This is a genomic window from Pseudomonas sp. CLCA07 (assembly GCF_053615335.1).
The window spans coordinates 953794-975642 of sequence record NZ_CM132131.1 but is presented as its reverse complement, the minus strand read 5'-3'; the positions used below and the strand labels follow the sequence as shown (position 1 = coordinate 975642).

Below are 21849 nucleotides of genomic sequence, written 5' to 3'. Positions count from 1 at the left end.
AGGACGCTTTCGCCGGCAAGCCGTCTCCTGCAAGGGTTATAGCGGGAACATACCTTTGAGGTAGCGGCGGATTTGCCGATAGCGCGGGCAGTTTTCGATCAGGCCTGGAGTGTTTTGTGCGCGGTGTTCCAGCGCCTGCTGTGGGCTACAGGGCATGCCACGGACTTGCACCAGTTGCTGAACATCGCCGTCGTAACGCTCGAGGATCAAGCTGGCTGTTGCGTTGTCTGGGCTGATTCGCCACAGCGGTACGCCCCGTGCTGCGGCACGTGATGACAGGTCGCGGGGTTCATGGGGGCTCCACACCACCACCTTGCCATCTTCGCGCGCCACGGTCGTCATCAGGTCGGCACTATTGTGGGTGAATTTCACGCGGCCCCAACGGCTGTCGAGCAAGCGGCGGATTGCCGGTTGCCGGCGCCGAGGCACGCCAAGCACGGTCAATGCGCCGGCGAACTGGCTGTCGTGTTGTTTTTGCCGGGCCAGTTGCCGGGCCACGGTCATCACATCGCAGCGCCGATCGGTCAATGGGTCCACATAGCGGCAGTAGCGAATGTAAGCGGCGGCCACCAGTTGCTCCAGCGTCGGCCGGGCCTGACGTCGCGGGATCGGTAAGCGATCATCGGTCAGCCCCCAGCCGGCGTAGAACGGCAGCCCGAAACAAGTCACCGGTACACCCTGAATCAACGCTTCCAGTCCGGCCTGGCTGGTGCCGACATACACGCGTCGGGCCCGGCTCGCCAGTGAGGCCCAGGATACGTGGCGGTTCTCCAGCGCTACGCCCCGTGCAAGGGCTGCGTCGAGCAGGCAGCTTTTCTTGTGGCCGTTGATGCAGTCAGGGTGAATCCGCACCCGCACGTCCGCATCGGGGTTTTCCGCCAGCGCCGCATCGAGCATGCGGATAAAGTCCGCTTCGCAAAGCCCGCCACCAGGAATGGAAAAGTCGCCGTAGGTCTGGTCCACCACCAGGATGAGCGGTTTGTCGCGGCCAAGGGCGTCGTCGTCGGTCAAATCCGGGGCGTTGTTGTATTTGCCGATCCCGCTGCTGCGCATCAGGGCAATCAACGCTTGGGCGGTTGCCAACTCCGCAGCCGTCAAGATGTGCGGGGTTTGCAGAATGTTTTCCAGCAGTGACGGACGATCGGCCAGGTAGTGGATGCCGATGGGATCGATCACCATCGACATCGGCGTATCACCTTCCACCCCCAGCGAAGAGGAGCGCAGAAAGCCGTCCTCCAGCGCCACATAAGGAATGCCCCAGCGTTTGCACAATACCCGGGCATGGTCGGACGAACTTTTGTAGCCGATCCCCGAAATCGCCTTCAAACCTTCGGGCCGTTGTTGGCCGCGTCTCCACAACCAGTACGGTGGCCCTTCGGGGTCGAGAAACTCACCCAGGTGATGGACTTTCCACATCACCCACTGCGACATGATGCCCACCCAGCCGGGGCCTTCCACCAATGACTCAAGGGGAACTGATCGATTCATTTCTTCACCGCTCATGGCTGGGGTGTCATCGAGCGACGCATGTTGATCACGGCGGGGAAGGGCAGCAGGCGGCCAAGCCAATTCACCGGAGTGGTCCGGATTCGGGTGAATCCCATATGCGCATAGAGCCGCTGGGCCCTCACATTCTTCACCTGAACCTCCAGCTCTACCCGGTCATAGCCGGCTTGACGGGCCTGATCAAAGGTCGCTGCCAGCAGCGAGCTGGCAATGCCCTGATGACGTGCATGCTTGATCACATGAAGACCATAGAGATAAAAGCCGTAGTACCACTCGCGACCTTCGGTGATCGCAAACAGCAGGTAGCGCAATACGCCCCGCCACCGGCCAAATTCGCGCAAAAAAGGCCTGACGCCGGGCGAAAAGGGTCCGCGTCGATGATGTTTGAAGGCGGCATAGCCAAGGGTGCTGCAATCGCGGCGGGCGATCAGAATCCGGTCCCAGTTGATCGACTCGGCCAGCAGCCGATAGCGGCAGGCTTCATCGCCGAGAAAGAAGGCCAGCGAATTGCGGCCCGAAGTGATCATCCGCGCGATTGACTCATCAGGTTCCGGCAAGCTGGAACCGAGGGCAATCCGCAAGGGGGCGTTGTCGATGTCAGTCATGGGTGGCGGTCTGGTCCAGCCTCGTTTTTGCGACGGATTGCTGACGGCTGTTCAGATGGTCAACGAAGGTTTTGGCCAGCTGTTCCACGCCTATTGGCCGGGGCGCGCTGGAGGACGGAGCCTGATTGGACCAGATGAAGTAATCAGTATCGCCATCGGGTGCGCCCAGGGCGGTATACACATCCGGGAGAATGGGTACATGGTCGCCGAAGAAACACAGTCCGGTAGACGTCGGGCTGGCCAGCAGGTACTCGCGCAACTTGCCGAGCATCCGATCAGCATTGCTCAGGTGACGCAGATAAGGCGCCAAGTCTCGCAGGCCGTCCGGCAGCGGACGATCGAACCAGCTTGGCAACTCGGCCGCTTCAACCTGCTCCAGCTGTAGCGGTCCATGGTTCTCCATTGTTACGGCGTGGATATACAAGGGCTGGGTGCGCTCGCTGTCGTCGAGCAGTTCGATGATCTTGTCTGCCACGGCGCAATCGCCAATAAAAGGTCCGGCCTTTTGCCCGTCATTGAAGCTGCGCACATCGATGAACTCATCGAAACCGAGTGCCGGCAGCACACGGTCACGGCCATAAAAGCTACCCGCGTAAGGGTGAACGCACACGGTGCGATAACCCCGGCGCTTCATTTCGGCGGCGATGCTTGGCAACCCCTGGCGGGCCAGATGGCGATAAGGATTGAAGCGATGAACGCCGAGCCTGTCGCCGGCAATCCCGGTCAGGAAGGCGAACTCGGTGCGCACGGTATTCGCGCCCCAGGCCGCAACTTTCAGGCGCCCATGGGCGCGGGCTTCGGTGCGCAGCACATCGTATTGGCTCAGTACCTGCTCGCGGATACCGGGCCACAATCTGCGAATATCGAAAAACGATTCGCTCTGCACCGAAACCAGGTCCGGCAGGGCCACATCAGAAGGGTTGCGAATCGATTGCGCACTGATCGCAAACGGTGAGCCCAGTGTGTCGATGGGCACCTTGCGCCGGGCTGCGCAAAAGTAGGTCCACAAACTGGCGGCCAATCCCCAGCGGCGCAAATCCAGGCTGGCATCGTAGCTCGGTTGAAGCGGTTTCAATGCGCCGATGACCAGCAGCACCACGGCGCAGACCAGTGCCATGGCCGCGGTTGCCAACGCATCACTGGCGCCAGCCTCGAAATACAATCCGCAGGCCAGGTAGGCGACAAAGGCCAACGCCAGCACAATGGTTTTGCCGATGCCGAAGAAGGGCAAGTACAGACGCGGGAAACGCACGGCGTCGCTGAAATACTCAAAATCCGCGCACACAAAGGGTTCGCGCAACGAGTGATACTTCGAATTGCTCACCAGCACGATCAGCGTCCAGATGGCCAGCACATTCACAGCACTGAAATATGGGCGTCCGGTCAGGCCATAAAGCAGGGCAACCGAGAATAGCCATGCCCCGGCGTGCAGCAGCCAGCTGCGCAGCGGTCGGCGTAAGGCGGGCCTGGGAATCAGCAGCGCTTCGATGGCACAGGAGAGCAAAAAACCGCCCAGGATGACCCAGGCGAAAGTACTGTCAAAAAAATCAGGCACCGTAGTCCAGCCATCGCAAAATTACAGAAGACATCCGTGGGGGAATCACGCCCAGGGCCCAGCATCCGAGGTTCAAAGGGAAGGGGAAACTGATTCGCGCCTGGTCGGCTGCCAAGCCCCGGCGAATCCGCTGCGCGGCTTTGTCCGGGTTCCACAGCAACGGTTTCGGTCCAGGCATTTCAAAGCACATTTTCGATTCAACATAACCGGGCATGATCACATTGATCCGCACGCCGTCAGCGGCCACCAGGTCGCGCATGGATTCGCCGTATGCCTTTATTGCCGCTTTACTGGCGCTGTAGCTCGGCGTCGCCGGCAGCCCGCGCCAACCAGCGAGGGAACTGAACAGCGCGATCTGCCCGTGCTTGCGCGCGCGCATCGCCGGCAACGCCGCTTGTACGGTGGCAATGGCGGCCATGACGTTGACTTCGATCACCGCCTGAGACAACGCCCAATCTTCATCCTCGGCATTCGGGCCGCTCGCCGTGTTGAGGCCGGCTCCGACGATGATCAGGTCCGGCTGCTCGGTTTCGCTGATCCGGGTGATCCATTCACGCACGGCCTCCAGGTCCTGTACATCCAGTGCATGGAGGATGACCCGGGCGCCGGCAGCGCGACACTGCTCCGCCATTTCTTCCAGGCGTTCGGTGCGCCGGCCTTGCAAAATCAGGGTCACGCCGGGTGCCGCATAGGCGGGCGCCAGTGCGCCGCCGATGCCACCTGTAGCACCGGTGATCAGGATGCAGCGCGGTTTTTTCGGCAGCGTCATAAGTAGCGTTCAATCCGAGAGGTTTTGGCCATCAGTACTTCCAGCGAGTTGTTCACGGCCATGTCGATACCGCAGCGCGTATAGAAGCCGCCATTGACCTGGGTGGTGTGAATCACCGTGCTGCGAAAACGCTGGAACAGCGTGGCGTCAGGCGGTTCCGGTGTGTGCCAGAAATCGTCAAGGCTGCCCTGGTGGGTGAGCCCCTTGAGGTTGTAGATCGGGTCGCTGAGGGCGATGGTCGGCACGCTGTGCATCAGCGACGAACCGCCCACGGTGCTGTTGACGGTAATCACGCCCGCGACATGCGACAGCAATGTCGGCATGTGACCGCTTTCGAGGAAGTCCACCCGATCGGCAACGCCGAATTTGTGGGCAATGCGCCGGGTGATTCGGTGGTAGTTGATGATGCCCGGGGTCAGCGGATGGTTCTTGACCACCAGGCGCGTGTCACTGCCGGCATGGCGGGCGAACGAACCCAAAACATGCTTCAGCACATCCTTCATGTGTTTGAACGGCGAGTGATCGCGGATCTGCGCGTCGCTGTCCAGCTGCAGAGGCAACAGGAAGGTGCGATAGCGATTGTGCGCCACTTGACTGATCACCTCGGAATCACGGCCCTTGGCACTGGCCAGGCGAAGGCCCTGGCGAATGTAACCCGCATACTCCACCGCCGCGTTGTACGGCGCGTGGGTTTTGTAGTGGGGGAATACCACTTTGTTCAGTGCGCCACCGACGTGGTACATCACATCGTGCAGGGCCCTGGAGGCAAAGGACAGGCGGAACGAATTGCCGTTGTGATAGCGGGGGATGTACTTGCCCACTTCCCGATACCAGTCCGGATCACGAGGCAGCAGCGAGTGATTGTTCACGCCGTTGCGCTCAAGGGTGATCCAGTAGGGGCGGAAGTAACCTTCTTCGAACACGTGCACGCGAATGCCCAGCGACCTGGCCAGCTCCACCGCCGGCTGATGCACCGGACGGCAGTCGCCGAACAGCACCACGTCGGTGATGTGGTCTGCCCTGAAACATTGGCTGTAGAAATCCATCAGCTGCTCTGGGCGCGCCGAATAAAATACGCGCGCGCCGCTGCCGTACAGGGTGTCACCCATGTTGAAGTTGACCGACTTGACCAACTGTCCCTCGGCCCGTAGAGCCTGTACCAGGCGCGCAAAAAACGGCGAACTGACGCCCTGCAAAAACAGGAACGAGTTACGCGGTTTCACCGACACCGGGCGCGGGGAGCGCTCGACAGGAACTACGAGTTTTTTGGGCGTGGTCTCAAAGCGGTGCGGAGCAAACGCTGGATCATCTCTCGCCATGTTGGACGCTTTCCATGTGTAGGTACTTCATCCCAGTTTTGAATCTCGACTAACGTACGTTCGGGAGTCGTGAATTTTTTAGTAATGCGGCTGACATAGGTCGGATAGCGGATCAGGGTCGCGGCCACCAGTTCGTCCAGGCTCAGGCGCCGGGTGCGGCGCGCCTGGACGTCTGGGCTCAGGTCCTTGTCCCGGGTCAAACCCCAGCCGGCATAAAACGGCTGGCCGTAGGTGGTCACAGGCACGCCGCGCAACAAGGCTTCGAAACCCGATTGCGAGGTCAGCACATGCACTTCATCCACTTCAGTCAACAGCTCATGGAACGGCACATCGCCCACCACCTGATTGCACCAGTCGCTGGTGCGCTCTTCATCAATGCCTGCTTCGCGTGTGCCGGCCAGCACTTCCGGGTGCGGCTTGTACAACAGCCATGCCATTGGATGGTGCTGGCGCACCGCCTTGAGCAAATCAATGTTGCGCCGGATACGGTGCGCGCCGTAGCGAATCGAGGCGTCGGACTCGACCTGGCCGGGTACCAGAATCACTTGCCCGGCGCCGGCGGGACGTTTCCACGTCGGGCCGGGCAGGTTGTATTTGGTCACTCCGCCAGCGCAGATCGCTTCGCGCAGGGCCGCTGCCCGTTGCAGTAAACCCGGGCTGCACGGTTCGTGCTGCAAGAGATGTTCCAGGCGCGAAGGGCGGGTGGCGTCGTAGTAAATGCCCAGGTCGTCAAACACCCAGGACAATGGACGGGTTTTCTTCGCGCCCAGGCCGACGGAACGCAGGAAGCCGTCTTCGACGCGGCCGAGGTGCTGGGTATCAGGTTGTTGCGCCAGTGCCGCGTCGTGCTGACAGCCCCATGTCACCACTGGTGAGCGGGTTTTCGAACGTCTGCGCGGTACGGTGAACAGGGAGGATGAACCGTTGAAAAAGTCTTGCACTAACGGCTCTTTCCACTTGCTGAAACCGACCATCTGCAAATCTTGCGGCAGCCGACTGCGCATCCGCCGTTGCAGGCCGAGCCAGGCCAACACGGTCTCGGGTTGGCAGGGCGCGCCCGTTTCCGGGTCGACGTAGCGCGGGTATTCCACCAGCGCGGCATACAGCAATTGTTCAAGGCTGGCAGGTTGGCGTCGTTCGGGAGCGGGCAGGGCATCATCGGTCAGACCCCAGCCGGCATAGAACGGCATGCCAAAGGTGTACACCGGCACGTCCCACAGCAAGGCATCGAAACCCAGTTGCGAAGTCATCACGTATGCAGCCTGCACGGCGGATAGCAGTTCGGCCGGGTGAACGTTATGGCTGATCAGGTGAACACGTGGGTGCTTGCGTAGCGCCGCCAGGTCAAAGTGACCTTGCTTGCGCCCGGCCACCACGTCCGGGTGAACCTTGACCACCACCGTGCTTTGCGGGTGCCGGGCCAGCGCGGCTTCGAGCATGCGTTCGAAATCGGCGACGGTGGCGCCTTGCAGTGAGGCATCACCGCGGGTCTGATCGGCCACCAGCACGCACGGCTGCGGCAATGTGCAGGCTTCGATGCGGGCGCCGTTGTATTTGGACACGCGCTCTTCACACCAGCTTGCTTGCAAGGCACGGGCGCGCAGTATCTGTGCTTCTGTGAGCGGCACGGGAATCAGTTGTTCAAGGCGAGAAGGAGCGGTGGCGTCGTAGTAGATGCCCAGCGGATCAACGATCAACGACAGCGGTGGGTCTTCGGCGCCCAGGCCCACCGAGCGCAGAAAGCCGTCTTCGACGGTGAGTAGCGGCAAACCGGCAGTTTCAGCGGCCTCTTGGGCACGCATCGCACTGGGTTTGCGTCCCCACGCGAGAACCTCATCGGCCTGGGCAATGTCGCGCACCGCGCCACACAGCAGCCGATACTCGGGCAGCAGGGCAGGGAGCGTGGGGATCTGTTGCGCGCCTTTAGACAGAATCAGCAAAGCGCGCCGGTTTGAATCGACATTGTCCATAAAAGACAGCGGATATCCCTAAAGGGTGCACACATCTACCAGGCGCGAATCAATGCGAACCTGTAAGAAATGTTTAATAAAATTTGCCGCGAATAATAATACAAATGGCACGTTGCCATTTACAAAAGTTTGACCAAACGCACGTTTTTTTCACATCTTGTGTGAACTTTTATTTCAACACCTGTAACGGCGTAAACAGTCCGATGAGCGGCTTTCTTCTTGGGTGTCGGCGAGATTGACAATGGCTTTGTTTTCTTCGTAGCAACTGGCTTGCCAACGGCAGCGAATTCACGTCACGCGTCGCCGGCGAGTGCCCCTTTTGCCAGCAAGTACTCATATTTTTCGTGCAGCAAATCCAGTTTGCCCCGTTGCTGATAGTCGGCAATCGTCTTGGGGCGCAGGAAATGCCAGAGAGAGTTTTGCAGGAAAAAATATTCAACATTGCGCAGTGCACTTTGCACGTCGAACCGCTCATCCAGCGCATCGGCATAGGCACTCAGGAACTCCGCACGGACCTTTGCAAAGTGGGCCATATCCCCCTGACGGAAAATCGCACTGAGGTACGCGCCACCATCAAAACCGATCCTGCCGATCTTCACCTCGCTCCAGTCAATCATCTGCAAGCCTTCGGGCGAGACAAAAAAGTTCTTCGCCAGGTAATCCATATGGCAAAAACAGCGCTGGGTATGGCTGGCGCGAGACTGGGCGCGACGCAGGGCCGGCTGCAAATCGCGCAGACGCTCGGCCAGGCCGTGAAATCGTGCGTCATCAGCGGGCAGTTCGCTGAGGGAGGGCAGGTAGCGTACAAAGTTGAAGCGCCAGCGCAGCAGATACCAAGGACGGAAATAGTCCATTTCCCAGAACCGATACCGTTGTCGCCAATTGGCAGGTTGCAGGTATTGGTGGGACAGCTTCTCGATTTCGGCGATGCCCAAGGCAATCTGCGGCGCAACCCTGACCATCCGTGGCGCCCGCCCTTCGACGAATCGTGTAAAGATCAGGCTTTCCCGCGGTGTCTCAATGACCCCCAGACAACCGGGATGCCGGAAATGCACGCTGCCTGCCAGCACATCGCGCTCGCGATAAAAACGCGACTCCAGGCTTGAGATGAACAACAGCTTGCGGATCGACTTTTCCACCACATCAAGTGTGGTGCCGCTAGGCAGGTGGGTCAGGCGGTGATGGCGTACGTAATTGACGAACGAGGCGTTGGAATCAAGGTCAAGGGTGTTGATTCTGTACTCATCCAGCGGGTGACCGAGCACGTGGCTCAAGCGCTTTTCCAGACTGGAATGCCCCCACCAGAAGACATTCTCGCGGGCAAACATTCCGTGTCGCTTTGATTCGGTATCCATGGGTTCCAACTGTCAACAACTACTCAAATGCCGATCTGATCGTGTGTGTCACCGGATCAGACGAGGCGCGATAGTACGGACTCCATTCCCTCATTGCCACGTTCGCGGCGTTAGAGACAAAAGAACTTACGAAATTTCCTACACGTCGATCGGATTAAACCCGCGCCAAGTTCCCTGTCGCCGCCTCAACCGGTAACATACGCGCCACTTAAATCAAGGAACGATCGTGTCCCCATGAATCACCTTCCAATCGCCAAAGAAGCCCTTAGCGCCCAGGCGCAAGCCATTAGTCAGCTTGCCGAACGCCTCGACGGCGAGTTTCAACGGGCTGTTGAATTCATCCTCGGTTGCAAAGGCCGCACCGTTGTGTGTGGCATGGGCAAATCCGGATTGATCGGGAAAAAGATGGTTGCGACCTTCGCTTCCACCGGCACCCCGAGTTTCTTCCTGCATCCGGCTGAAGCCTTCCACGGTGACTTGGGCATGCTCAAGCCGATCGACGTGTTGATCCTGATCAGCTACAGCGGCGAGACAGAGGAACTCATTAAGCTGATCCCGAGCCTGAAGTCCTTCGGCAACAAAATCATCGCCATGACCGGTAACGGAAAGTCGTCCCTGGCCAAGCACGCCGACATCTGGCTGGATATCTCGGTAGAGCGCGAAGTCTGCCCGAACAACCTGGCGCCGACCACCTCGACCCTGGCGACGATGGCCATGGGCGATGCCTTGGCTGTGGCCTTGATCGAAGCCATTCAATTCAAGCCGATGGACTTCGCCCGATACCACCCCGGCGGCAGCCTCGGCCGCAAGCTGCTGACTCGTGTCAGCGATGTCATGCACTCTCCAGCACCGATGGTGACCCTAGGCACCAGCTTCCACGATTGTCTGATGATGATGACCAAAAGCCGGTTGGGGCTCACCATGGTTATGGATGAAGGCGTTCTGGTCGGCATTGTCACAGACGGAGACCTGCGTCGCGCATTACTGGAGAGCGAAGGCGTAATCCACACCACCGTCGCTCACTTCATGACCGCCAACCCGCATACCATCAAAGATGATGCGCAGTTGTCGGAAGCTGAAGCCTACATGCTCGATAACAAGATCCGTGCCTTGGCTGTTACCGACAACGACAACGCCGTAGTAGGCGTCGTCGAGATCTTCGACTGATACCGCAACCTCCGGACTCCGCCAGCTCCTGCGATCCCACGCGATCTCTGTAGGAGCTGGCCGGCACGGGACGCGGAGTCTATGGAGGCCGATTCTCCGGCAAGTGATGAGCTGTCCGAGCTATTGATCGACGTTCAGCTCCGTATGGCCAGCCCGGAAGAGGTTGATCGGACCAAGGAACTGCGGACATTCCTAAAAGAAAATCCGCTGCCTTGGGTTGTTGCGCTCCAAGTCTCACAGGGCCAGACACATGACGAACGAAACCGAATAGCCCGTCCAGCTTGGGATTCTTACAGTCATTCCCTATAATCGCCGGATGACGCTTTGCCTTGGTTGCTCTACCCACAGGTAAAGGATAATCCAGTTGGCGACGGGGAATGATTTTGCTAAAGCTATACAGGGATCACGAAGAAGTAATTGATAGGCATCTCAAGAGTATATGCATTGAGGATGCTGAATCAGTGAAGGCGATTGCCGAATCCCGAAAGGATGATTGTTTTTTCTCGTTGGCCGCTGGTTTAAAACTGCACTTGTCTGGAAGGTGTGAAGGGGCTGATATAATTCATAAAAGCGCCAAGTCTCTGGGCTGGAATTTTTATGCTCTGAACTTGCTTAAAGGATTTAGTGGGCAAAGTCCAAGTGCGGAAATGTCTGCGGCATTGATAAAAGAATTGATGGCGCGGTTTAATTATCGGGAAGCAGCTAAGTATCTGATTGACATGAGTGAGGTGCTTGCCGGATCGGTAGAGCGCTTGCGTTCGGAAATATGTAAGCGTCTGCTTGAGTGTGGTGATGATGACTACATTAAGCGGCTTGGGTGGTCTTATGATGCGTCTGAATCCAAGAGGGATCATCAGTATATACAGATGCACTACGATAATGTCTGGTATGGGAAAATTCGATCTGAAATATCAGAGGGGCGGGGGCTAAAACTACTGGGGCTTGCGTTTCAGTGCATGAGCCTAGATCCAAAAAACGAAACCGCACTTAAGATTCTTAGGTATAAAAACTATAGCATCCGTTATTTTTTGTATGGGCGAAGGGTCGCTTATTTTGAGAATCCTTCGGACTCGGAGATTCTTCTTGCATTAGTCGAGTGCTTGTGTGTTTACAGGCATCATGATGAAGCGTACTCAATATTAAAGCCGTGTATTACAGGACATTTGGTTTATTCTGCTGCACCAAATAAAATAAAACAAAGTTTGTATTATATTTTTTTAAAGCTTGAAGATACCTTTGAGAAATCGAGCAGAAAGCTACCTCTCATTTCAAGTTTGCTTGCAAAGCATTCGGGGCTTTTTGAATGCTATGGTTTCGATATTCTTGGCTTGGCGTCTCGATCCTGCTGGGAGGGTAGATTTAAGGATTACGAAGAGTTTAAACGTGAACTTTCGATCGATTTTGGCGATTCTAAGTACTCGGTTCTAGATGTGCTTTCGTCGGTTGAGTCAATAGTTAACAAAAAACACAATCGCTCACAATCAGTTGCTACTTTGGTTTCAGGTCAAATTAGAGGTCTTGATGCTGTATCTGAAAGCATAAAGAAAGCATCTTTTTACAGCGATGTAATCATGACAACTTGGGATGTTGAAGGAGTTATGAGTACGCAGTTGTTTGACATATCGCGAATTTTTCCGCGTAGTAATTTTGAGACAATTCCTACTGAGCTTGCAAGCAAGGATGAGTTCTCAAAATACTTTCCGAGCACTATACGGAAAATTGATGAACTTGCGCCTGGCATTAAAAGTGTTGCGACACATGAGAGTATTTCGAACTCGTACAGATTTAAGCTAGTTGATATTGAATCTGATTCAGACTTTGGCTTGAGCATCAGTGGAGAGTCACACTTAAAAGCAAAGGGCTTGTTTAATCAGGCAAAGATGTTCTACAAGATTTCTAGGGCGTTCTCTCTTGTAAAAAATGAGTCGTATGATGTTTTGATACGCCGAAGGTCAGATCTTAAAATCGATATTAACGGAAGCGTATTGGACTACTGTCTTGCGGAGTGCCGAAAAAATCGGAACGTCATCTATGTCCCGTATCATACCGTTTATGGGTGTAATGATCAGTTTGCAATTGGTTCATGTAGTGCTATGCAAGTGTATAGCTCGATTTGGGAGCGCATAAGAGATAAGGGGTTGCGGTATAGCGAGCTATTCCATGAACTAAGCGTAGAGGGAGCTGAGTTGTTAGTCGCTAATCATCTTTATGTTCACGGGATAACGGTAAAAATAATTCCGACTTTGGAGAATGGGCTGTCTTCTTCAAGAGTTGCAGCTGAAGTGATTGATGTGAGTAAAGAGTTGCATGCTGACTACGAGGCGCTTGACGAGAATGGTAAGTCTATATTCAAGCCGTTTATTGATAGCTTTGCGTAACTGCGAGTGTGGCTAGTCCTCTAAGTTGTATTTAAAGTATTGCAGAAAAGTTAATCTCAGATGTTCGCCGGTTTCATGAAATGAATCCGGCGAATTTGACTATTGACGACGTTCAGGTGCCTATTGACAACAACGCCACCGAAAGAGCGATAAAGCCGTTCGTGAACGATCGCAAGGCTTGGCTGTTCAGAAACACGCCCAAATGCGCTGCCGCCAGCGCTCAGATATAAGGTTTGGTCGAGACCTCCAAGGTCAACGGCCATGAGCCCTCTACGTAGCTGCGCCACATACTTGAGCGACTCCCGCATGATTAGCGTTGCTGCCGTGGAACTGCTCGCCAGAGATGCCACGGTAAAAACCGTTACCCCATCCTGAAGTAGGTGAGGTGTATGGATCGCGAACCAATGTTCAGCGATGGGAACGACTTGACCAGGTCATACAGTGCTTTGAGTGACATATTCGGCGTACAGCCTTAATGCGTTGATAAGCATGGCCTCTTGGCGATCCGGTCGGTCTCCATGTAACGGCAGCATCGAAAGGAACAGTAAAACCGTCAACGGCATAATATTCTTGCCAGTGATGCCTGGAAGGAGATCTGAGTCCATGAATGCCTTTTGAATACCCAGCAGGCGATCATCAGCAGGGAACCGGATACTTATAGCTGTGTTTTCCCGGTTTTCGATCTGATAACGTCCGGCGATAATAAAGTCATAGAGGCCAATTACCGAATGACAGGCCTTGGCAAGATCGTATTTTTGGTCGCCCAGCAGCGTCAACTCCTGCTTCTGGTTCAGGCCGCGAGGATCAATAACCTTGATTGCGCCGCCACGGGAGTCATAAAGAATATTGCTGAAGCAAAAATCTCCGTGCAGTACTGCCGGGATTATTGGCAGTTCTAGCGTGCGAGCGATACAGTCGCGGGCAACTTCGCGGAGGCTTCCAAGTTGCCGGCCACAGTAGGTGGTAGGGGTATTCAGTTCGATACCTGAAGTCCGTGCATACTCTTCAAGACGAGCGTAGGTTTTAATTTCATACAAATCCTGAGCGTCGGCCCGGATGGCTTCGATCTGAATGTGCTTGTCAATGCTGTCCAAGCTGTTACGAGCATCTTGCAAGAAGGCACCCATCAATTTGAAAGTGCGCCTCCAGAAAAAATCGGGGTTTCGGCCATGCACAAACACCTCATTCAAGGGGCTGCAAGGCAGGTATTCGAGCACGTAGAAAGGGGCTCCAGTTTTGGCGTCAATACCACTGTCAATCATCTGAGGTGTGTAGCGTTTGAGTGCTACCGGAAGTTTTTTGTACCATTCGCTTTCAGCGATAATTTTTGTTTTCTGAGCTCCAGATTTCCAGACTGTTCCATTCTCTATGCGCAGAGAGTTGAACACGCGTTGGGTGGTGATTTGTGAGCGTGACACGAAGTAGGTATTCACGTGCCCAAGGTCATGCCACCCTGTGATTTCCGGAAGCGATAGTGGAGTTTGTTCACCGTAAATGCGTACGGCCTTAACGAAGTTTCCTTGCGAGAGCGCAAGCGCTCTGATGAACTCGCGTGGCGATGAAAAAACAAAATAGCCGCACCAGACCAAGGGGTGGCCGGCCTTGTTAGATTCTGATTCCCAATTGTAATCGTCTTCTGTTGCAGCGACGGCAATCAAGTTTTCACCTTGAGGGATTGTATCAAGCAATGTATCGCCATGTAATAAACGCAGAGGTTCTTCGAAAGTATGGCTTACAGTGTTAAGAACATAAAGAAGTGCTTCGGCTAGTGTGAATTGGTCAGGTACATACGCATAATCAATATTCAAAGATGTGAACAGTTGCTGTTCATCAATGGTCAATTCGTAGCCTTCAGGTAACGACACGATAATCTGCTCATCGTATATGTTACGCAGCATAGGGATTTGATATTCCACCAATTTTCTGTTGCCAATAGGCAACAGGCACGGAGGAATTTTACCAAATTCAGCCCGGAATTCAGGGGTGACATAGGCTGCCGAATTGATAATGATCATGCTTTGATTCCTGTCAAAACCTTGATCTCTTCGTAAGATAAGTTCGCGAACTCGTCAGGTCGTATGGCTTTGTCATCGACATAGAAACCTTCATGCCCGCACCAAGGCTTCCCGACATAAATCTCATCGTAAGGTACGTCGTGTTTCTGTAGCCAGTTGATGATAATTGGTAACGTGTTTGCGGCGATTTTGCCGACATTTCCCTCATAGGTTCGCATATTGCGGCTTGTGCTGATGACGATTTCGAAACCCTGTTTTTTAAATTCTTTAAGTTTCAGTATTATTTCAACATTCGGAGTGGAGTTTGCGTAGTCGCCAGCTTGAGTAGAGCAAATTGTTTCATCTAGGTCCATTATAATGCGTTTCAAATTTGCTCTCCTGGTTGTTGTTTTGTTAATGCTTGGTACTCTTCAGGGGTTCCGCAGAAGTCTATCTGGTCGAGTGTGATAGTTTCATATCGAATGTCCATTCCCATTTGGATAAGGCGATTGTATAGTGGGGCGACATAGTATTCGCCGCGTACTACTTCATTTCGCAGTAAAGCTTCTTCAAACACATTTATAAATATTTCTTTGTGTTTGAAGTGATAAAGTCCATCGCTACAAAGATCTGATATTCGCTCTTTTTCTGTTGTTCTTGATACTTTTCCTCCAGGGGCAGCCTCTACGAATGACCAGTGGTCACCTTCTGCTGTGAAGACTTCAAGATAGCCATCGCAACTTTCGGTAAAATTTGGTTTGAGGTAGTTGTGACGAAAGGTGTCAATGTTGAATATTGTCACTTGCTCGTCTGAGCTTATTTGTTTTAATGCTATGTAGGCTGTCTCCGCTTGGCCGCGTGTTTCATGATCAAGTGAAACTATTTTATAGTTTGTGATGCCTAGTGCTCTTATTTCTTCTGTGATAAATTTTTTTGTGTCGTAGATGTCTCTGATGACAAAAATAAAGAGGTCGGTTTTAAAGTAGTTTAGGAATGACTTGGTCGCCAGTGAGAATACGCTCTCTCCATGCACCATTAGCTTGTACTTGGGCTGCGTGTAGCCGGCCTTAAAGAATCTGCTGCTCAAGCCTGCCATTGTAATTAGGAACATTGCCGTTTCTCTGTTTAAAAAATGGAATTTATTTAAGCTTATGAGAAGGTTTGTGGTGCGTTTAAACTATTAGGGTAATGATGAAGTTAAAATTTCGCCGCTCTGGTTTGATGCGCCATACTGTAAAAATAGTACGGCGTTAAATTCTTTTGTTATATAAAGATCCGGCGTTTTTTGCTCTAGGCTTTTAATCTCAAGCGAGCCATCATACGAGTAGCAGTAAGATGCAGTGGCGGGTACTGAGAAAAATTCACTCGAAGTTACAGCTATGGGGTCTTCAGTCGCAAATCTCAACTTGTTTTTTTGCATGTTGTTCACTTGTTTTTAGGGTGTAGGGCGCAGTTTTCAACTGCGCCCAGTCATTCCTTAAGAAAAAAACGCGCTCGAGTATCGTCCCCAAGCTCTAACTAAAGGTTTTTTTGCATCAGCAAAAAACGTTCGCCGGTCTGTTGAGTATTTTTCAAACTTTTTTGGGCTGCAAGTTTTTTTTATTATTCTATATTCGAACGGATATATTATCGAATGAATAATTCCGCGCTTTTTCTTCGTTTTCAGGCTTTCATCCTTTGCTACTATTTTAGCCGCTTTAGGCGCAGCCGTAGTTGGGGTGACCGGTTTTGCGATGGGTTTAGCACTTGAAGTATTTACAGGTGCAATAGTTACTACTGGTTTGGCAGTTACTACTGTTTTGGCCTGTGGCTTCGCGGGTACGCCCGGTTGCGTTGTGCCCTTTAGCCTCTGTATTGCTTTGAGCCCATCTTGCCAGATTGCAATGGTTTGTATATTTTGCGCTGAACGCATTTCACGAGGAGGCAGAACGTAGCGAGTAGATGATGGACCTGAAGGATCGTGGAACTGTAATCCTTCCAATATCAACGCGTCATCTATTGTGGGCGAGCGAAGCCAATGATCCAAGATTCGAGTTGCCGATTTTGGCTCAACTTTCAAGCTGCGAATATCGATGTGTTCCTCAGATACTATAGAGGCGAATTTTTCAACGCCAGAGTGGATCTGGTTAATCAGAGATATCCGAAGATCATCATTTTCGCCTTTATCGAAAATAGGATTAAGGCCCTGTTCGTTTTCTTTTATGCAGATAAACGAGTCATGCGCCGCACAAAAAATTGACTCGTATACAAAGCGGTGACTCTGGATTCCGTGCTCAGATCCGCTAGGTGCCATTAGGTGAGCAACGTAACCACGCATATCTTTAGTATCCAATGCTTCATTTCGCGCGGATGTAAAGGTAGCAAAGTACAAGCCAAGGAATTTTTTGTTTGTAATTCGTTGCAATGCCGCTTGCATTGAGCCTGCATACCCTATGTCGACCAAGGCGCTTGATTTGGCAGAGAGCAAATGGTGTGACTCTAGGTATTTTAAGTATGCTTCTCGTTCACGTTGCGAAGTTGCTAAAATTTCGTCCTTTAGAGACTCTACTAGACCAATTATTGCGTCTTTTGAGGTTTTTCCGCCAATTGATTGTTCGCCGCCGCTAAAGCCGAATTCGCGAATGGCGATCTCGGATACAGATCCCTTCTCCAGTCCGAAGCGGCTCCATAGGTAGTTCTCAATCGTAGTGGAATAAATGTGTTTATTCGCAATTTCCAGAATGTCGGCAAGACAGTAGATGGTCGATACGCGGGCAGCTCGCCGAGACGAATAAATGTAATGCGTTTTTGGCGTGTCAGCTAAAGCGCCATATAGCCGATCAAAGACTTTTTTTGCAATTAGACCATCACGCGAAAGAAAGAAAATATCTGTAATGCCGCCGGAAATTGCTTCAGAATAAATCCAGCTGGCAAATCCAGTTATAGCGGGACCCAGGCCACAAAATCCAAGGTTAAAAGCATTTCCGTTGAATAGTGTTTTGGGTGTTATTTCTTCAGCAGAGCGGTCAAAATAATTTCGCGAAATAATAGAAAATAGATGGCTGTCAAATTCCGTTTTCGTAGATTTTAGTTCTTCAATAAAATGTGTGTATCCGGCTGCTCGCTCCAGGTGCACACTTGCTCGTGGTATATGATAACCCATAAGACCACGTGCTGTAGACGACTCTAGATCGCCTTTGATGTTGTCGCCGATGTGTAGTACGTCAGACGCGGAAACTTTAAGATCGTTTATTACATGGCTGTAAAGTTCACCCTCGTGCTTTCTAAGTCCAAACTGAGAGGATACGAAAACTTTCGTAATGCCGGTGTATTGGCTTTTTTCGAGCAGAGAGCAAATGAACGAGTGCTCATGCGTCATGTCAGAGATTGCAATAATCTCTTTGCCTAGTTTTTTAGCATATTGAAACATTGCCCAGCCTGCGTCACGACGTACGCTGAGGTCATATTCTCGTGAAAGTTCTAGCTTGAGAAGCTCGTCTCTTTCTGAGTCGGTGAGCTCGTAAACTCGTTGTAGTTCGAGATAAATATCGTTGGTTGTTACTTCTTGTCTATTCAGTAAGGTATTGGCTGACTCTCGTGTTTTTTTCTCGGCAGCCAGTCTGTTGCTTCGGAAATTTCTAACCTTTCCATTAGTTGCCTTGCGTGCTTCTCCTTCCATAAACGAAAAAACGTCGGTCGGAAAATAGCAGCTGCGACTAACCAAAGTGTCAAATACGTCGAAAGAAATGACGCTTGATTTTTCCATAGCCGTTCGCCAATCGCTAGCGACAACACTCGACTTTATCGGAGTTACATTATTTTTTTTTTCGAATATGGTACCGACAGTTTGTTTGAGGCTTTCGACCTTGTCGATGTTTCTGTAGCCCCAGTAGAAGGATAGCATGTCACGAATTTTATCTTTAGAATCTAAAAATTCAGTTTTCTCGACGGTATTGACTTCAAACTGTGGCTTAAGAACTGAAGCCCAAAAATGCCCAAAAAGAAACGCTTGATAAACCGAAGTATAGTCTGATTCGTTGTTGCCAATCGATATGACCGGTTGGAAGAAAAACTCGGTTTCTTTTGAAAAATATTTTGCTTCATGCACTACGGATGAAGAAATTGATGTGACTTTTTTGATCTCATCTGAAGCCAGCAAGAAATAGGCTGGTTGATCGATGATGGTGACATTTTTGTGTTGTGCTACAAAGGAGATAATATCTTCGTCACCGGATTTTACAAAAGGGTGACGGCTATAATAGACGTGAGAGTGGCTTTTGCAGAGCTTGTCAAATTTACTTTTAAAGTCAAGCAGTGACAACATTTTTCCGTTGGATGAAATGGCTTTGTCGTAAAGCGTTTGGCCCACGAAAAGAGCCGAGTTCTCGTGGAGGTCAAGTTTTGGTCTGCGAAAGCCACGATAATTTTGTACGCGAAGTCTATCTGCGTATGAGTAATAAATATCTTCGTTTAAGTTAAATGCTTTCAGTGAGTTGTTTATGTCTGAGTTGTTGGAGCGGAACGCGAAGAGGACGTCATCCAGGTAACGAATCGGATGGAGCCATACGTCTATGTAAGTGATATTTGCTTTACTAAGAATTGTACGGGTCGCGTTTGAAAGCTCATAGCCGATCACCAGTGTGTGTTCTGGAATATAGCTTTTTAAGTAGCTAATTGATTCTTCAGTTACTTTCTCTGAGTCGAAATCAAACTGAACTTCTGCAGGATTGAAAGAAATACTTGAAAGCTCGAAGAATTGTCTCCTGACAAATCCGTTCGGCTCCAGAATCGCGCTTTTGAATTCTTTTGAGCTAAGGTTTGTGGCCTGTAATAATGGCCGTTTAAGGATGTCCGTAAACCAACGAATATTGTTGGATTGTTCGCTTTCCTTGGTTGCGAGGAAGTCGGCGGTGATGAAAATAGAATTTAGCACAATATAATTTCCTGAAAGTCCGTGCCGGCTATCTCATTGATGGCCGTTAAGTCCGTTAGATGCTCTGCTAGTTTATTCGTAGGCGCCAACTGCACGGCCCAACAGCATTGTCTGAACGACTGGCGAAATAACTTTTTGCCATTCGTAAATCGCAGCGTTGGTCACGTAGATGGTGTCATCCGGTTTGATCATGATCTGTCGGGCGTAAAATACCGCCGCCGGATCGCGCATGTCCAAGCGCAGAACAGTTGGTTTTGGATTGGACCCTTCACCCATGCGAAATACAAATACGCCTTCAGGGTTGGCGTTCGCTTCTCGCAGACCACCGACGCTCCCCAGTGCGTCCAGGAGACTAGTGTTTTGGCTCGGCAAGTCTTTCAAGCCTGGCTCGCCGACGGCGCCCATGGCGACGAAGCGCTGACGAGCTCGGTCCAGCACCACTTCCGAGTTCGGGCGCAGCACCATGTTGTTACCGGCCAGTACGTCTTCATAGTTGAACTGCTGAACCTGGCTACCGGTTCGCACGGTGACGTTGACGAGATGCGGCTCCATCACCGGGCCGCCGGCCTGGTTGACGGCGTCCAAGAGAGTCAATGGACCTTGCAGAGTGCTAAAGCGGCCAGGTGCCTTGACCGCACCGGCTACCAAAACTGAGCCTGACAGATCGCCTACCAATTCAACATGGGTCTGCACATCGGTGGTTACGCCTTTCAGCTGCTTGCGAATCATGTCCTCAACCTGGTTGAGAGACATGCCAGCGATGAACTGACGACCGACGTAGGGCAGGGAGATCATGCCTTGGTCGTCGATGCGGGTCTTGAGCTGGGTCCCGCCAGCCGACAGTGGGGCGAACAGTGCCGAGCCCTCAGGTGCATTGTCGGTGACCAGAACGTTGAGTACATCACCAGCCATTAAGCCTGCGGAGGTGGCGACTGGCTTGGCAATGCTCGACTGTACCGGGCGCACTGCGCCGCGCATGTACGGGGCGATGGTGTTGGCGTTGATCTCGACCAGGTTGTACGACTCGTTCTTGCTTTCGATGTCGCCTTTGTACGGGCCCGCGCCGGACAGGGTGCCGCCGCAGCCTGTCAGCGACAACGTCACCAGCATCAAACCCGCAACAGCGCTGTTTCGCATGCTCACGTTCAGGGGGCGAAGGGGCAGGCCAGAAATGGATTTAATCACGATGATCCTCGATCGATGCAATAAGGAAGCGGGCAATACCGTAGAGCAGCAGCAGGGCCAGGAAGATGGTTGCCAGGTTGTAAAGGCGTTCTGGGTACAGAGCCATCTGCGGCGTGTTCGGGCTGACCACGGTGACCAGGGTGCGTATCTTCTTGCTGGCTTCGATGCGGGCGTTGTCGAGTGCGGCAACGGCGGTCTTATAGGTTTCTTCGGCGATGCCGGCGTCCAGGGTCAGTTGCTGAAAGCGCGAGGCGACGACGTTGAGCTGGTCGCCATCGGGGGCGGACACCAGCAGGCGTTTTTCGGCACTCAGCTGTTCGCGAATGGCGGCCACGCGTTGCTGTTGTTGTTTGACCTGGGGTGAGTCCGGGCGAAGTTTGTAGAGCATTTGCGTGAGCACGGCGCGCTCTTTGGAGTGCTCGCCTTCCAGCGTGTCGATGATGCTGGCGCGGCCCAGAGCCGAGCTTTTACCGTCCAGTACCTTGTTGCGGTTCTGGAAGGTCAGCAGCTCTTCTTTACGTTTGGTGTAGCTATTCTTCGCGCCTCCCAGTTCGACTTGGGCGAAGCGCATCTGCTCGCGGGCGATGCTGTGGGAGACTTCGTTCACGAAGTGCTCGCTGGCTTCCAGAATGGTCTTGACCATCTGCTCGGCCAGTTCCGGGCTGAAAGCTTGTACTTCCACTTTCAGCAGGCCAGTGGTTTCGTCGTAGTGAGCCGACACCATGCGCTGGTAGTACTTGAGTAAATCCTCACGCTCGGTGTCTTTGTCCAACCAGAAGAAAGGGTCGTTGCGCTGCTTGCTGTATTGCTCGACCCAGTGCAGGCGATCTTCCAGCAGTTGCATCATGTCCATCGACACAATGTATTCGCGCAGGTACAGGGTCTCTTCCCGGGACGCCGGATTGGTGCCGCTGAGCAGCATCGCCAGGCCTGGGAGTTGAGCGCCAGGATTGCTGCCCTCCTGACGTACCACGACTTGCGCGGAGCTGACGTAGCGGTCCACGGCAAAAAAGCTGTAGTAGACGATGGCCAGTACCATGGGTACTACGATTAGCCCCAGCGTCAGGCGCCAGCCCTTGAATTTACCCGTACTGCTCATATGCACTTGCATCCTTGAAATAAAACAATCACGTC

General features: G+C 52.8%; 16 protein-coding genes and 1 pseudogene. 3 read left to right on the top strand and 14 right to left on the bottom strand.

Features of this window, described 5'->3' with window-relative positions; genetic code table 11:
* Positions 1 to 36 precede the first annotated feature (36 nt).
* From ACWGZX_RS04505 to ACWGZX_RS04475, 7 genes are all read right to left on the bottom strand, one after another.
* Positions 37 to 1488, bottom strand: coding sequence for a capsular polysaccharide export protein, LipB/KpsS family (locus ACWGZX_RS04505; protein WP_452627449.1), 1452 nt, complete (start codon positions 1486 to 1488; stop codon positions 37 to 39).
* An 11-nt stretch (positions 1489 to 1499) separates the two neighbouring features.
* Positions 1500 to 2111 carry a GNAT family N-acetyltransferase gene (locus tag ACWGZX_RS04500; protein ID WP_452627448.1) on the bottom strand — a complete coding sequence of 204 codons (612 nt, stop codon included), beginning with the start codon at positions 2109 to 2111 and terminating at the stop codon, positions 1500 to 1502.
* Positions 2104 to 3666, bottom strand: a complete 1563-nt coding sequence (locus ACWGZX_RS04495; protein ID WP_452627447.1) for an LTA synthase family protein — start codon at positions 3664 to 3666, stop codon at positions 2104 to 2106. Before ACWGZX_RS04495 ends, ACWGZX_RS04500 begins: the two co-directional genes overlap by 8 nt.
* Positions 3659 to 4435: an SDR family NAD(P)-dependent oxidoreductase gene (locus tag ACWGZX_RS04490; protein WP_223511722.1), complete on the bottom strand. Its 777-nt coding sequence runs from the start codon at positions 4433 to 4435 to the stop codon at positions 3659 to 3661. The genes ACWGZX_RS04495 and ACWGZX_RS04490 overlap by 8 nt, the downstream gene beginning before the upstream one ends.
* Positions 4432 to 5754 carry a capsule biosynthesis protein gene (locus ACWGZX_RS04485; protein WP_452627446.1) on the bottom strand — a complete coding sequence of 441 codons (1323 nt, stop codon included), beginning with the start codon at positions 5752 to 5754 and terminating at the stop codon, positions 4432 to 4434. The genes ACWGZX_RS04490 and ACWGZX_RS04485 overlap by 4 nt, the downstream gene beginning before the upstream one ends.
* The gene (locus ACWGZX_RS04480) at positions 5691 to 7724 is read right to left on the bottom strand and encodes a capsular polysaccharide biosynthesis protein (RefSeq protein ID WP_452627445.1); all 2034 of its coding nucleotides are present in this window, start codon (positions 7722 to 7724) and stop codon (positions 5691 to 5693) included. Before ACWGZX_RS04480 ends, ACWGZX_RS04485 begins: the two co-directional genes overlap by 64 nt.
* Before the next feature lie 293 nt (positions 7725 to 8017).
* A complete protein-coding gene (locus ACWGZX_RS04475) occupies positions 8018 to 9079 on the bottom strand; it encodes a phosphotransferase family protein (RefSeq protein ID WP_452627444.1) in 1062 nt (353 codons plus the stop codon).
* A gap of 234 nt (positions 9080 to 9313) precedes the next feature.
* Between ACWGZX_RS04475 and ACWGZX_RS04470 the strand changes: the two genes are divergently transcribed.
* The 3 genes and pseudogenes from ACWGZX_RS04470 to ACWGZX_RS04460 all read left to right on the top strand — a co-directional run.
* Positions 9314 to 10246, top strand: coding sequence for a KpsF/GutQ family sugar-phosphate isomerase (locus tag ACWGZX_RS04470; RefSeq protein ID WP_452627443.1), 933 nt, complete (start codon positions 9314 to 9316; stop codon positions 10244 to 10246).
* Between the two features lie 377 nt (positions 10247 to 10623).
* Positions 10624 to 12624, top strand: a complete 2001-nt coding sequence (locus tag ACWGZX_RS04465; protein WP_452627442.1) for a hypothetical protein — start codon at positions 10624 to 10626, stop codon at positions 12622 to 12624.
* A 116-nt stretch (positions 12625 to 12740) separates the two neighbouring features.
* Positions 12741 to 12979 (top strand): annotated as a pseudogene (locus tag ACWGZX_RS04460) (transposase domain-containing protein); the annotation flags it as partial.
* Between the two features lie 79 nt (positions 12980 to 13058).
* On the opposite strand, the gene ACWGZX_RS04455 reads toward ACWGZX_RS04460, so the two are convergent.
* From ACWGZX_RS04455 to ACWGZX_RS04425, 7 genes are all read right to left on the bottom strand, one after another.
* Positions 13059 to 14639: a hypothetical protein gene (locus tag ACWGZX_RS04455; RefSeq protein WP_452627441.1), complete on the bottom strand. Its 1581-nt coding sequence runs from the start codon at positions 14637 to 14639 to the stop codon at positions 13059 to 13061.
* A complete protein-coding gene (locus ACWGZX_RS04450; protein ID WP_452627440.1) occupies positions 14636 to 15007 on the bottom strand; it encodes an HAD-IIIC family phosphatase in 372 nt (123 codons plus the stop codon). The genes ACWGZX_RS04455 and ACWGZX_RS04450 overlap by 4 nt, the downstream gene beginning before the upstream one ends.
* Positions 15004 to 15729: a glycosyltransferase family 2 protein gene (locus ACWGZX_RS04445; RefSeq protein WP_452627439.1), complete on the bottom strand. Its 726-nt coding sequence runs from the start codon at positions 15727 to 15729 to the stop codon at positions 15004 to 15006. The genes ACWGZX_RS04450 and ACWGZX_RS04445 overlap by 4 nt, the downstream gene beginning before the upstream one ends.
* Positions 15730 to 15798: 69 nt before the next feature.
* The gene (locus tag ACWGZX_RS04440; RefSeq protein WP_452627438.1) at positions 15799 to 16038 is read right to left on the bottom strand and encodes a hypothetical protein; all 240 of its coding nucleotides are present in this window, start codon (positions 16036 to 16038) and stop codon (positions 15799 to 15801) included.
* A gap of 57 nt (positions 16039 to 16095) precedes the next feature.
* Positions 16096 to 19530, bottom strand: coding sequence for a hypothetical protein (locus tag ACWGZX_RS04435; protein ID WP_452627437.1), 3435 nt, complete (start codon positions 19528 to 19530; stop codon positions 16096 to 16098).
* A gap of 72 nt (positions 19531 to 19602) precedes the next feature.
* Complete coding sequence (locus ACWGZX_RS04430; RefSeq protein WP_452627436.1) at positions 19603 to 20667, bottom strand: polysaccharide biosynthesis/export family protein; 1065 nt, start codon at positions 20665 to 20667, stop codon at positions 19603 to 19605.
* Between the two features lie 40 nt (positions 20668 to 20707).
* Positions 20708 to 21814 carry an ABC transporter permease gene (locus ACWGZX_RS04425; RefSeq protein ID WP_452627435.1) on the bottom strand — a complete coding sequence of 369 codons (1107 nt, stop codon included), beginning with the start codon at positions 21812 to 21814 and terminating at the stop codon, positions 20708 to 20710.
* Between the last annotated feature and the right edge of the window lie 35 nt (positions 21815 to 21849).

Bases quoted from the DNA above. Each gene is read 5' to 3' on its own strand.
- ACWGZX_RS04505 (WP_452627449.1), bottom strand. From the start codon at position 1,488: ATGAATCGATCAGTTCCCCTTGAGTCATTGGTGGAAGGCCCCGGCTGG.
- ACWGZX_RS04500 (WP_452627448.1), bottom strand. From the start codon at position 2,111: ATGACTGACATCGACAACGCCCCCTTGCGGATTGCCCTCGGTTCCAGC.
- ACWGZX_RS04490 (WP_223511722.1), bottom strand. From the start codon at position 4,435: ATGACGCTGCCGAAAAAACCGCGCTGCATCCTGATCACCGGTGCTACA.
- ACWGZX_RS04485 (WP_452627446.1), bottom strand. From the start codon at position 5,754: ATGGCGAGAGATGATCCAGCGTTTGCTCCGCACCGCTTTGAGACCACG.
- ACWGZX_RS04480 (WP_452627445.1), bottom strand. From the start codon at position 7,724: ATGGACAATGTCGATTCAAACCGGCGCGCTTTGCTGATTCTGTCTAAA.
- ACWGZX_RS04475 (WP_452627444.1), bottom strand. From the start codon at position 9,079: ATGGATACCGAATCAAAGCGACACGGAATGTTTGCCCGCGAGAATGTC.
- ACWGZX_RS04470 (WP_452627443.1), top strand. From the start codon at position 9,314: ATGAATCACCTTCCAATCGCCAAAGAAGCCCTTAGCGCCCAGGCGCAA.
- ACWGZX_RS04465 (WP_452627442.1), top strand. From the start codon at position 10,624: ATGATTTTGCTAAAGCTATACAGGGATCACGAAGAAGTAATTGATAGG.
- ACWGZX_RS04455 (WP_452627441.1), bottom strand. From the start codon at position 14,639: ATGATCATTATCAATTCGGCAGCCTATGTCACCCCTGAATTCCGGGCT.
- ACWGZX_RS04445 (WP_452627439.1), bottom strand. From the start codon at position 15,729: ATGTTCCTAATTACAATGGCAGGCTTGAGCAGCAGATTCTTTAAGGCC.
- ACWGZX_RS04440 (WP_452627438.1), bottom strand. From the start codon at position 16,038: ATGCAAAAAAACAAGTTGAGATTTGCGACTGAAGACCCCATAGCTGTA.
- ACWGZX_RS04430 (WP_452627436.1), bottom strand. From the start codon at position 20,667: ATGCGAAACAGCGCTGTTGCGGGTTTGATGCTGGTGACGTTGTCGCTG.
- ACWGZX_RS04425 (WP_452627435.1), bottom strand. From the start codon at position 21,814: ATGAGCAGTACGGGTAAATTCAAGGGCTGGCGCCTGACGCTGGGGCTA.